12 protein-coding genes are annotated in these 12,176 nt (G+C 52.0%); 3 read left to right on the top strand and 9 right to left on the bottom strand.

Translation table 11 applies throughout. From position 1 onward, the window contains the following. Positions 1 to 276 (bottom strand): DUF427 domain-containing protein (locus tag GOV90_RS00005; protein ID WP_371732481.1); only part of this gene is annotated, 276 nt, incomplete at its 3' end. Positions 277 to 566: 290 nt separating this feature from the next. Further along, complete coding sequence (locus GOV90_RS00010) at positions 567 to 1,685, bottom strand: pyridoxal phosphate-dependent aminotransferase (RefSeq protein ID WP_171089113.1); 1,119 nt, start codon at positions 1,683 to 1,685, stop codon at positions 567 to 569. Positions 1,686 to 1,726: 41 nt separating this feature from the next. Between GOV90_RS00010 and GOV90_RS00015 the strand changes: the two genes are divergently transcribed. Continuing rightward, positions 1,727 to 2,482 (top strand): N-acyl homoserine lactonase family protein, encoded by a 756-nt coding sequence (locus tag GOV90_RS00015; RefSeq protein ID WP_171089115.1) that lies wholly within the window; start codon positions 1,727 to 1,729, stop codon positions 2,480 to 2,482. Positions 2,483 to 2,529: 47 nt separating this feature from the next. Here the strand turns inward: GOV90_RS00015 and GOV90_RS00020 are convergent, their stop codons facing one another. The 5 genes from GOV90_RS00020 to GOV90_RS00040 form a co-directional block, all read right to left on the bottom strand. Beyond that, entirely contained in the window at positions 2,530 to 3,258 is a 729-nt protein-coding gene (locus GOV90_RS00020) for an SDR family NAD(P)-dependent oxidoreductase (RefSeq protein ID WP_171089116.1), read from the bottom strand. 449 nt (positions 3,259 to 3,707) lie between these two features. Continuing rightward, positions 3,708 to 4,559 carry an ABC transporter permease gene (locus GOV90_RS00025; RefSeq protein ID WP_171089118.1) on the bottom strand — a complete coding sequence of 284 codons (852 nt, stop codon included), beginning with the start codon at positions 4,557 to 4,559 and terminating at the stop codon, positions 3,708 to 3,710. Positions 4,560 to 4,563: 4 nt separating this feature from the next. Further along, positions 4,564 to 5,817 (bottom strand): ABC transporter permease, encoded by a 1,254-nt coding sequence (locus tag GOV90_RS00030; RefSeq protein ID WP_253284729.1) that lies wholly within the window; start codon positions 5,815 to 5,817, stop codon positions 4,564 to 4,566. A 60-nt stretch (positions 5,818 to 5,877) separates the two neighbouring features. Then, the gene (locus GOV90_RS00035; RefSeq protein WP_245223352.1) at positions 5,878 to 6,867 is read right to left on the bottom strand and encodes an ABC transporter substrate-binding protein; all 990 of its coding nucleotides are present in this window, start codon (positions 6,865 to 6,867) and stop codon (positions 5,878 to 5,880) included. A 127-nt stretch (positions 6,868 to 6,994) separates the two neighbouring features. Further along, entirely contained in the window at positions 6,995 to 8,128 is a 1,134-nt protein-coding gene (locus tag GOV90_RS00040; protein ID WP_371732471.1) for an ABC transporter ATP-binding protein, read from the bottom strand. Between the two features lie 545 nt (positions 8,129 to 8,673). Between GOV90_RS00040 and GOV90_RS00045 the strand changes: the two genes are divergently transcribed. Next, entirely contained in the window at positions 8,674 to 9,099 is a 426-nt protein-coding gene (locus GOV90_RS00045; RefSeq protein WP_171091119.1) for a TauD/TfdA family dioxygenase, read from the top strand. 72 nt (positions 9,100 to 9,171) lie between these two features. On the opposite strand, the gene GOV90_RS00050 is transcribed toward GOV90_RS00045, so the two are convergent. Continuing rightward, positions 9,172 to 9,735: a flavodoxin domain-containing protein gene (locus GOV90_RS00050; protein WP_171172800.1), complete on the bottom strand. Its 564-nt coding sequence runs from the start codon at positions 9,733 to 9,735 to the stop codon at positions 9,172 to 9,174. Between the two features lie 336 nt (positions 9,736 to 10,071). Next, positions 10,072 to 11,376, bottom strand: coding sequence for a ferredoxin reductase family protein (locus GOV90_RS00055; protein ID WP_171089125.1), 1,305 nt, complete (start codon positions 11,374 to 11,376; stop codon positions 10,072 to 10,074). Positions 11,377 to 11,740: 364 nt separating this feature from the next. Between GOV90_RS00055 and GOV90_RS00060 the strand changes: the two genes are divergently transcribed. Further along, positions 11,741 to 12,160 carry an Hsp20/alpha crystallin family protein gene (locus GOV90_RS00060; protein ID WP_171089126.1) on the top strand — a complete coding sequence of 140 codons (420 nt, stop codon included), beginning with the start codon at positions 11,741 to 11,743 and terminating at the stop codon, positions 12,158 to 12,160. The last annotated feature ends 16 nt before the right edge of the window (positions 12,161 to 12,176 follow it).

Consider the following 12,176-nt stretch of genomic DNA (forward strand, 5'->3'; position numbering starts at 1 on the left):
GGTTCGCGGTTTCCGCGGCAAACTGAGACTGGTTCGAATTCGTCTGACAGCACCCTTAATCTGTTCAAATCTGGTGGTTGGTGCAGCATAACTCCACGCAGCTTTCTTTGCCGCGGCCGCCCCGCTCTGAACGTCCCAGTAGCTCGCAACACCCTTCCACTCGCAGAATGATCTACCCGAGGCCTTCGTCAGAACGGCATCAATGTCTTGCGGCGGAATATAATACGTGGGGGCGTGATGGGTTTCGAGAACCTGAAACGCCTGATCGGTCTCCACGATGGTTTGACCGCCGAGTTCGATCCGCACTCGATGGGGTACAGCCCGTAGCGCAGGTGGTCGCGGATAGTCTTGGACGTTTTCAGTTGTCCAACCTGTCATTTCGAACCTTGGTTATGAATCGGTTGTTCCATCTTCGAACTAGCGCGCAACCAGCGCTATTCTAGCGGAAAAGCTGTCAGCACATGGCGGGTGAACTTGCACCATCAAGACGCTCAATGTCAGCTTTGATCGGGTAGCACTTTTTGACCGGCGTTGCAGGCCGAGAAGTCGAAATGAGTGTCCTAAATCTACCAGTTCGCCAACAGTTCGCCCATGCGCTCTAGGCCAAGGTCAAGGTTGGCAGCAGCACCTCCCCCCACACCCAGTCGGATGTGGTTCCGCATCCCGTAAGACGAGCCCGGTAAGAGAAACGTCCGATAGGGATCTGCCAGCAAGCGTTTGGCGAAAACATCGCCATCAATCCCATCGAGCCGTGCCAAACCAATCAATCCAGCCTGAGGTTTGACCCAATCGAGGCCGGGTTGATCGGCAACAAACCGATCCAGGCGTTCCAGCGTTTTCATCCCAGCTGCCCGCGCAGTTTTCAAAGCCTGGCTATATCGGTCAGGCCTTAAGGCGATTTCGGCAATGACTTCGCCGAGAATATTCATAATTTCGCTCGAGTTTTCCCGCAGAATAATAGCATCCCAAATCAAATCGGGATCACGGCAAACCATCCAGCCGATTCGCAGCCCTTGGAGCCCCAATGCCTTGGAAACGCTGCCTGTCGTGATACCCCTAGGATACAAACCAGCAATCGAAGGGGCACGGGATCCGACCCACTCCAATCCTGCATAAACCTCATCAACAACCAGCCATGCGCCGACGCGATCTGCAATTTGAATAAGCCTTTCAAGCTCTGCTTGCGTCATCAACTGCCCGGTGGGATTATTGGGGTTGGTTATAAAGATTAGTCGAGTGCGTTCTGTTACTGCGGCCTCAACTTTGTCGAGCGGCAATACCCAACCAGCACTCTCTTCCCGGTCGACAACTTTTAGCGTCGCGCCAACTGCCTCTGCCAATACGCTCGCTTGTGGCCAACCCGGGCGTTCCGTTACGACTTCGTCGTCCGGTTGGACCAATTGCATGAATGCAAGATAATTGGCTTCTGCTGCGCCGGCGGTGATTAGGACGTCGTCTGGCTTGCAATCATCAGACAGGCCGGCGCGGTCCAGAACATGCCGTCGTAAAGCAGGCAGACCCCGAAAGCTCTTTTGGTTCCAATCCAACGGCAGCGCTGGATCCAGCGCATCCATGAACTCACCCAAACGCGGCGACTCGGACAAGGAAAACCCAACAAAAGCTTCTGGATCCGCTTCCGTGGTATCCAGAAGGTACTGAAAGAGTGTGTGTATCTTGACTTTCATGCTCTACTCAAAATCTTTGTAGTCAATCTGGGAGAGATTCTGTGCAAGCAAAGGGATTTGTCAAAGGGCGACCGATTGACCTTGCAGTTTTGGACTATGGGCTGTTCAAGGTCCATTCCACTGGCCGCATCATAGGGATCTGCGGGTTTCTGATCCGGACAGATTTAGGAGAAGCAATACTCATCGATACTGGGTTTCCTGAAAAATATGCCAACGATACCGACGCCGCGATCAATGAAGATCGATTGTACGAGTTTGGCGAGGTCCTGAAGTGTGAACCAGCTAATCTGCCACGCGCACAACTGGCAAAACTTGGGCTTATTCCGTCAGATATTACATTACAGATTTGTACGCACACCCATATCGACCATATCGGGGCACTCGGCGACTTTCCAAGCAGTCCAATTCTTATCTCTGCTGCGGAGCGAGCCTTACCCCGCCCGTTGTACTGGGGCGATATGCGGCCATTGGAGTGGCCCGATCAGGATTACCTGGTTGTTGATGGCGACGTAGAGCTTGGACCGGGCATCTTCGTTTTGGCGGCGCCGGGCCATGCACCTGGCCAGATCGCCGTTATGGTCGATCTTCCGTCGGAGGTGATTTTATTAACCAGTGATGCGATTTCCCGACCAGCAGAAATCGACGAGAAGTTTGCCGGATCTTGGAACGAAGATGCAGCGATTGCCAGCGCAGACAGGTTGATGCGTCTAGCGTCCGAGCGAGGTGCCTTTGTAATCTATGGGCATTGTCCAAAGCAGTGGCCTGTTCTGAAGAAAGCACCAGAAGTCTACAGCTGACCCCACACCGTGGACCATTTCCCGAAAAGTGATGTCGCACCCGAGAGTTATCTGACGTCGCGCCCTTGGTTCAGAATAATCACATTCCCACTAGAAACATCACCGGCCGGCGAAATGAGAAAACCGACCCAAGAGGCGATTTGCTCGGGCAGCATCGCGCGACCATGCGGCATGGCATTAACCGCTTTCTCCAAGACTTCCTCAGTTAACACATTGAACAACGGTGTCTCAGTCATGGCAGGAGCCAGAGAATTTACACAGATCTTTTCCTGAGCGTATCGACGGGCGAGGTCTTTAGTAAGTGTATCCATCGCCGCTTTTGACGCACGGTAATGAGGGGGGTCGAACACATCGAAATTGTAAGCACCGTTCGATGAGATATTTACAATCTTCTTGACACCTTCGCGTTCTAACATCAATTGAACTGCCTGCTGGCAACAATGGAATGCAGAGTTAAAGTTTATTGCCATCTGCTTTTCGAGTTCCTCGGGCGGAATGTGCGGGAAGTCAGACATAAAGCAGGTGCCAGCGTTGTTTACCAAAGCATCCAGACCGCCATAGGCTGTCCTAATGCGCTCAAACGTTTGAGCCACGGCCAAAGGATCCGTTAGATCAACATAAATAGATGTGAAGTCCGAACTAAATTCTGATGCCAGTTCGTTCAGACGCTCTTCTTTGAGGTCCAGACCAATCACATGCAACCCGTTTGTCTGCAATTGGCGGCAGATGGCCTGCCCCATCCCTCCCGCGGCGCCAGTCACAACCGCTGTTTTCATAGTTAATCCTCTCACCTTGGTATGATTTGGGATACTGCGAATTAAAGAAGGAAACTCACAACCCTTTTTTCTAAAAGCCGCGAAGTTCAATTCTGCTTGAATTCAGCGCACGCCCGTTTGGGGTTCAAGCTAGACTTTGCAAAACCCGCTTTCTTCGCGTTTCAGACATTCTTCCGTCCGGATGCTGCTCAGCAGCGAAGTGGAGCTTTGTCCGAATCGCGGTCGTTCGCTGCAACTTGCTTGAACGTCTACTTTGCGGACAAACGCGCCATTTGTGTCTGCTAACCGCTTATCAGCGATCAATCGCCCTTCGAGCGCCGGCTCGGAGGACAAACCACCAATTTTTTAGTGCATCAATTTTGGGTTAAAGAAAGCTCACTCTCTTGATTATGATGAATCGTCACCATTCTTCGTGGCTGAAGTAATCCAGTTTCTTAAATCCGGTGCAATTAGTCAGAAGTACCTCTAAGACGCTCGGATCTACGGCGCAGCAATTCAAGTGTTGCTAAGAGAGCTATGGATAGAAGCACCAAAAGCGTTGCTACCGCGAGGATCGTCGGATTTATCTGCTCGCGTAGCCCTGAAAACATCTGGCGAGGGATTGTTCTTTGTTCTGGACCCGCCAAAAACAACACCAAGACTACTTCATCAAATGAAGTTACGAAAGCAAACAGTCCTCCAGAGATGACACCTGGCCGGATGATCGGAATAACCACATCGAAAAACACTTTAGTTGGCGAAGCTCCTAGACTAAGGCCAGCGCTGAATAGTGAACGATCAAAGCCAGTCAGTGTTGCGGTGACAGTGATGATAACGAACGGTACGCCAAGGGCTGCATGAGCAATTATTAGGCCAGGGTAGGTGCTGACCAAATTAAAGCTTGTATAGAAAAAGAACATGCCGGCAGCGATGATGATTAATGGCACGATCATGGGCGAGAGAAGAAGCGCAGTGATCAAGCGCTTAAATGGCATCCAAGGCGACGCGAGACCAACCGCCGCAAGTGTTCCCAATCCTGTTGCTAAAATCGCAGCGGCGGTGCCCACGACAAAACTATTCCAGATGGCAAGCGTCCATTTCTGGTCCTGTGCGATTGCCTGGTACCAGCGCAGGGAAAAGGCATCCGGGTCTAGCGAAAGCATACCTTCAGTGAACGTAAAGAATGGTTCTGCATTGAAAGACAGGGGCACAATAACTAAAATTGGCAACATCAGAAAAACGAGTACCAGGTAAGCTGAGAAACGCAGACTATAATGTCCAGCAATGTGCCAAAAGGTAAAATACTCTGGGAACTTCCGCATCGCTCTAACCCAGTTTGATATTGCCCGCGCCCACGAACCGGTCATAGAGCCAGTAGAGCGCAAGGATTAAGAACAACAGAAGCGAGCCAAGGGCAGCTGCAAGCTCCCAGTTGTTGGATTGCTGCATGTGAAAGGCGATGATGTTTGAGATCATCTGGCCATCCGTGCCCCCAACCAATGCCGGAGTGATGTAGTAGCCTACTGAAATTATGAAAACCAACAACGCGCCCGCTGACAGGCCCGGCAAGCTCATCGGAAGGTAAATGCGAAGGAAGGCCGGGATCGGTGGGCTGCCCATCGACATTGCCGCGCGCATGTAACTGGGATCAATGCCACGCATGACCGAATAAAGTGGCAGGATCATGAAAGGCAACAGGATATGCGTCATCGCAATGATGGTCGAGAATTGCGTATACAACATCTCAAGTGGCGCATCGGTCAGACCCAGGGCAAGCAGGGTGGAATTAACCACTCCGTTTGTTTGTAACAGTGCGATCCATGCGGTGGTTCGCACAAGAAGCGAGGTCCAGAAAGGCAACAGGACAAACACCATCAGGAGGTTCGCCGTTCCGCTGGAGCTGTTGGCCATGACATAGGCTAGCGGGTAACCAAGAATAACAGTCAAAATCGTTATGATCAGCGCCATCCGAAGCGTCTTGCCATAGAGCTTGACGTAAATCTGCGTCTCGCGGCGTTGGATGCCGCCGTCAGGGTCATTCTCGAGGTCGAGCGCAGTCAGGTAGTATCCGGCGGTATAGACCTGACCGGTTTTTTTTAGTGCTTGCCAGATCTCTGGTTCTGCCCATTTGGCGTTAGCATCAATCAGGATCGCGGCGCCATTATTGGCTAGCTCGCTGTCATCAACACGACGCAGCTTGCGAGCGGAGGATTTGATGACGCTGGAGGACCCGGGAAGGGCACGATTCACTTCTTCCGCCAGTTGACCAGAAGTGCGATCGTTGGCGAGCCTCTTTAGATCAAGGGCGAAGATGCTAAGAATCTCATCGCTTGGACGTTCCTCGCCTTGCCAGCTTGGCAGTTTTTCGAGCGTCTCGGGTACGAGGCTGGCAACAGTCGGATTATAGACACCGCGGTACAGCATCGAGGCTATAGGTGCGACAAATGAGAAACCAATAAATGCCAGAAGGGGCACAACGAACAGAAAAGCTCTCCAACGCCGTGACCGGTATTCACGCGCGGCGTTACGGGCATCTTCGCGGCTCAACCCATCTGGGGTGACGCTGGTGGTTTCGGGCAATTGTTCGTCTCCGGTCGATGAACCTGCGCCGATTGAACGGCGCAGGTTGGTGCTCTTAGACTATTGAAGCAGCCATTCGTTGAACTTTTCGCCTAGTGACTCACCGTAGTCGGCCCAGAAGATGCCGTCTGCTTTGACACCTTCGTCAAGATGTGCTGTCGGCAGATCCTGCTTGACGTCATCCGGCAAGAGCGCCTGAGCAGACTTGCGTGTTGGGCCGTAAGCCACGTCTTGCATACCTGATAGAGGCACGGTTTGAGTTGCGAATTTGACGAACTCAAGCGCAGTATCGAGCTTATCAGTACCTTTCATGACCGACCAAACATCAAGGTCATAGACATGGCTATCCCAAACCATTGTGAAGGGGGCGTTTTCTTCCTTGATGGCGGCGAAGATACGACCATTGGCGGACTGCACCATCTGGGCACCACCGTCGTTCAGAAGAACAGGTGCTTGTGACCAGCTATCATACCAAACGATATCGTCTTTGATTGTGTCGAGCTTCGCGAAGGCTCTTGCCTGACCTTCATCGGTGGATAGAACGTCATAGACCTCGTCTGGTGCCACGCCATCGGCCAGAAGGGCCCATTCCATGTTTACCTGTGGACGTTTGCGCAGGCCGCGCTTGCCGGGGAACGCTTCCGTATTGAAGAAGTCTTCGATCGTTGTAGGGCCGTCGGAATACGCATCGTTGTTGTATGCGAAAATAATGGTCCAAACGATGTTCCCGACGCCACATTCGTGCAATGCCTCGGGAATAAAGTCCTCGGCAGCGGGTGTACCGTCGTCGCCCGGCGGCAAAATCGAATGATCGATGACTTCCAAATACCCTTCCGAGCAAGCACGCTCGAGGTCGATCACCTCGATATCAACAACATCCCATTGGATGTTGCCGGATTCGCTTTGCGCTTTCATTTCGGCGACGCCGCCGCCGTAGTCTTCAAACAAAACGTTGACGCCGCTGTCGGCCATATATGGGTCGATCATGTGTTTCTGTTGTGCCGCCCCGTAAGCGCCACCAAACGACGTCACGGTCAGATCTTGTGCCATGGCTCCCGATGAAACCATTGCCAGTGCAGCAGCACATGTAAGCAATCCAGAATTTCTAATCACATTCACCTCCTGTTGTCGCGAGAAGCTTTGGGTCCCGCTTTCCCTTTCATTACTTCGCGCAACCTCATACAGGGAACGCAATGCAATCCGAAGTCAGCCACATCAGACTCCCGTCCTGGCCTTCTGAAAACTCAGGGGCGGACAAATCGTTCAGGACTTTGACAATAATCTCTGAACCGTTTGCCAGCCTGAAATAATAACGGATGAAATCGCCCACATAGATGCGCGTTATGAACGCCGCGGTCACCTCGTTGTCGTGATCATGCGATGTCGGGTGTATGAACAGCTTCTCGGGTCGTACCGACACACGACAACCGGAATTCTCGCTCAACCCTTGGCCAGCCATAGCAACCACGGTTTCGCCGCCCGGCGTAACGACTTTGGCTTGATCGCCTGAGATCGACTGAACGTGGCCATCGATAAAGTTGTTCTCGCCAATGAACTCGGCCACGAACGCATTTGAAGGCCGCTCGTAGAGTTCCGCGGGCGGGGCGCATTGCTGTACGACGCCGTCGTTAAAAACAGCGATCCGGTTGGACATCGACAGCGCCTCGGATTGATCATGCGTCACGTATATGACCGTAACACCCAATTGCTCGTGCAGGCGCGAGATCTCATACTGCATCTGTTCGCGCAGCTTCTTGTCCAACGCACCCAGCGGCTCATCCATAAGGATAAGCGTCGGCTCAAAAATCATCGATCTTGCCAAGGCCACGCGTTGTCTTTGACCACCAGAGAGCTGGCCGGGATAACGTCCGCCAAACCCGTCCAACTCTACGAGCTTAAGCGAGGCAACCACTCTGGAATCTATTTCAGCCTTTGCCACTTTCCGAACCGAAAGCGGGTAGGCTAAGTTCTCCGCCACTGTCATATGCGGAAACAGCGCGTAGTTTTGAAACACCATCCCGATATTTCGACGATAGGGTGCGATACGATTGATCGATTGACCCTTTATTGCGATGTCGCCTGAGGTAACGCTCTCAAAGCCTGCTAGCATCATCAGGACAGTTGTTTTGCCGGAGCCTGAGGGACCAAGAAGAGTGATGAACTCTCCTTCTTCGACTTGCATATCGAAACCCTTTACGACCAAGTTCTTCTGGTCGTAAGTTTTTTTCACGTTATCAAATACGAGAAACGGTTGTGATTTCCCAGCTTGTTGTTTGTGGGCATCCATGTTTTTCGCCACTATGTTGACCATTCATGTTTGCCGCCGTTATGGGGGCTGACAGCAAGTAAATCGTGTATTCTGGCAAACTGCAACTTATCGTTTTATTTCTATAAAATGAGGCTCTCGGGCAAAAAAGGTCCGCGTTGGGCTCTAAGCCGACCTTGGAGCAAGCGCGGCATCTCAAAACTTGCACCGCCAGGCTTCGTTGAGGGCGGCCCAAGGCGGACCTTGGTGGCATCCTCGAGCGCCGCAATGCAGCTTCACCAAACCAAACATTCGTGCATCTCGCAGTATTCCGCTTCCCGCAATGACCGGGTCGCGGACAATGCGGCCACTAGCTGGACGCTCTTGAGCCTCGGTCGCTTGTTTGCCATTCGTAGTCCTCCGTTTCCTAAACATAACGGTGGACCCGTTCAGTTGGGGAGGCTCAATACGAGTCGATGAATTTTCAGGACGTCGGTTTACCTTTTTCCGCGATCCGGACGATCTTCCATTAGAATTGTATGAAGCGGCGCCGATTGTGTTGAAGTGATATTTCTCGTTCTTTAGGCTGAGCGAAGCAGGGAGGAAGGCGCATAGAAGTAAAACCTCTCACCGGTGGATTGGGTGTGGAAATCGTCGGAGCGGACATCCGGCGTAAAGATCAATTCGACGCAATTAAGTCAGCCTTTGCAGTGTATTCCGTTATCGTACTGACGGGTCAAAACGTTAGCCCGGAAGAGCATTTAACGTTTGCGCGAAGGTTCGGCCTAATCAAAGTGAACCGTTTTTTCAAACCGCTGGACGGCCACCCAGAGATTGCCACGGTGGTGAAAGAGAAGGATCAGAAAGAGGCTGTGGGAGAGGGGTGGCATACCGACCACTCTTATGATCAGGAGCCCGCCATGGGCTCGATCCTACACGCGCTAGAGGTCCCGCCCCATGGCGGTGACACGTTGTTTGTTTCGATGGCTGCCGCCTACGAAGCTTTTACCAGTGCTTTTCGGACACTGATGAAGTGAGCCGACGACTGTGACTTTCTGGGAGCCAAAGCTATTAAAAATCATCGGTAAATACTTGAGAAACCGTTTTTTTTAAGTGTTTGCTTGAGGTTGAAGCGTGTTCGCCCGACCGTTTTCGCCAAGGAAATCTATCACAATTGACGTTAGCTCATTCCAGTCAGTAAACTCCCTTGCTCCTTCTCGTGGATCGATTTTTCGACCGAGCAAGACGACGTGCTTAAGGATCTCCCTCTCAAAATACCCGTAGTTTTCGGGCCTCACCGCGCCTGCGATCAAAGCCGTCGCATTTGGTTCAAAAGCTGTTCGAAGAAGCATTTCGTCAAGATAGTCGCGTGCTTCTTCTCGACCTGACGCAAAAGCAGCTTTTAAACCGACGGAAAGCACGAGAGACTTTCGCTTCATTAAGGCATCTCTATTTGAAGCGATAAATGCCTCAAATGAATTGGGGTGCCTACGCTCGTGGACAGGGGCCAGAAGAACGACCTTGACCACATCGTCAAGAGAAACGTGGCTGGGCATTTCATCGGTATTGATCAGCTTTGCGTTGAAACCGGCATTCTTCGCTACACTGCTGATGAAGCGCGCAATCTTTGCTGTCTGGCCTTCGACTGTAGCGAAGGCGATGAGTACGGTCATTCCGATCCTCCCATAAACCGGTCTGAATAGATTGCTGATTATGAATAAGTGGCCTGCGTTGCCCTTGATCTCCATCAAAGGCGTACATGGGAGCGTATCGGGAGAGTTGTGGTACGCTTTTGCTTTCCACGCAGAGCATGTTTTTAAGGAAGTTTGCGGCGACCTACATCTCGAATCAAATCGGCCTTTTTGGCGGACAATTTTTGAGACTGGCCACGGCCCAATGGCTTGTTTTGCTACCTTAAAGAAAAGGCCAAGACAGCGACGAGGATTATAAATCTGATGCACCAAACAGTGACCTTCACTTGTTGGCGTGCGGGCAGGTTTCTGATCAGTCTAATCATAGTCAAACCTTTCAGACAAAATCCGGTGTGACGCGGTGCCCCGAGCGATCAGATGATCTTCGACGGCGTCCATCATGGCAGGGGGGCCGCAGAGAACAAAAAGCCAGCTCTCAAATTGCTTGGAAGATAAATTGCGGTCCAACAGGGGACCGTCGATCAAACCTGTTTCGCCGCGCCAATCCTTTGGCGGTTCGGATAGAACAAATACTGTGTCTTCTTTGGACAACTCCTGGCGAAAAACAATCTGCTCCTCCACCCGGTTGCCATAGATAAGCTTGAGATCGCTTTGTGTTCCACTCAGTCGAACTTGACGCATAATGCTCAACATGGGCGCGATCCCGACACCACCTGCGATCAGAACAATGCCTGTCTCATTGCGGAGGCTGATCGACAGGTTCCCGTGTGGGGCATCCAGATAGACAGTGGTTTGCGGAGCGATCTGTCCCAGACCGCATGTGAAGTCCCCAAGCTCCTTTATCACGAATGAAACTTCGGAGCCTTCGGCGGGTGCCGAACTAATCGAGAATGGGTTCTCGTGCAGCGAGAAAGCGCTGTGGCCGACGTTTAGCCAGGCAAACTGCCCTGCTTCGAAGTTTAGTCCGCTGTGACTATCGGGCTTGAGGCGCAACTCCCATTGCTTCGGTGTTAGTCTAGACACAGACGTGACGCGCCACGGCTTTTTCCTCTGACGTAAAGGCCGAACGAGATAGACATACAGCAAAGTTCCAACTGCAATACTGGTCAGGGCTAGCCAGAGATACGTCAATAGCGGATGCCCACCGTAGCGCCCTGCATAGACCGTGTGATGGAACAGCAGGCATGCGATCACCAAGGCTCCCAGCCCGTGTAAGAGGCGCCATGTTTCGTATTTGTAATCAAGGGATTTGCGGGCAATTGCCGAGGCGACCAAAATGAACAGCAGAAAGTATGCGCCGATGCCCGATACCAGCGTAGAAAAGTCGGTCGAAATCGTAAGTTGGTTTGTTTCATCCCACGGGCGGCGTCCGCCAGAAGGCGTACCCTGATAAAGCAGCGGGTGTATCAGCGCAAAGCCGAGTGCTGTACGTGCCATCAACTGATGCACTCGCATGGTTACATCCATACCCAGACCGGAAGAGATGAACCTGAACCGGCCAGACAGCAGGAACTCGACTAAGATTATTGAAAACGCAAGCATTCCAAGCCCGGACGCGAGCTCTTGATGAAAGGATCGCGGTGGCCATCCCAGAGACCAAGAAAAACCCAAGGGAGCCAAGATCAGCAAAACGTAAATCAGCGCCAGATAAGGCCATTTCATACGGTTTTGCTCCACTGCGCTAAAGGTAGGCAACTCAGGCTCATTTAGAATAAACGCTAAGCTGACCTGGGGTTCCGATCAAGACTACTGAGATTGGTGTTAACTCCAGCACGACCTGGCAAGTCTGTTGGACGACGGTTCTCGTTTCTGTTCGTTCAACCGGTGCGAGCGATCTGGCGACGGATGAGGTTGTATGCTTGCGCAAGATCAAGGTCCTTGACCGCGTTTTCTGCCATAATGTTGCGCGCGCGAAATCAGACCAAAGGAGGAGGCTCAAAAAATGCTAGAAGACAAAAAGTCCCCGCAACTTTTCACTGGAACGCATCCGCTCTCCGACAACTTTCGGCGTGAAATGGAAACGTTGATGTCGCGTTTTTTGGGGGGAGGATCATCCTTCCTGCCGATGGAAACGGCTGCGCAAAGCACGGGTTTTCCGTCTCTTGACATGAGAGGTGCGATTTCACCGGCAATCGACGTCCAAGAAATGGATTCTGCGATTGTCCTGACGGCTGAATTGCCAGGGCTGGAAGAGGATGACGTGGAAATTGAAATCAAGGATCGTAGGCTAATCCTGCGCGGTCAGAAGAAGATTGCGCATGATGAAACGGGCGACCTGCGTGTCAGCGAAAGAAGCTATGGCAGCTTTTCCAGAGCCATGTCGCTACCAGACACTGTGGAAATCGACAAGATTTCAGCAACATTCGACAAAGGCGTTCTGCATATCGAAATGCCGAAGACTGAGCCTCAGGATCCAAGCCGTAAGATCAAGGTATCGTCGAAATAGACGGTCAGTTGGCTCG

The organism is Ruegeria sp. HKCCA5929 (genome assembly GCF_013034525.1).
Lineage (GTDB): Bacteria > Pseudomonadota > Alphaproteobacteria > Rhodobacterales > Rhodobacteraceae > Ruegeria.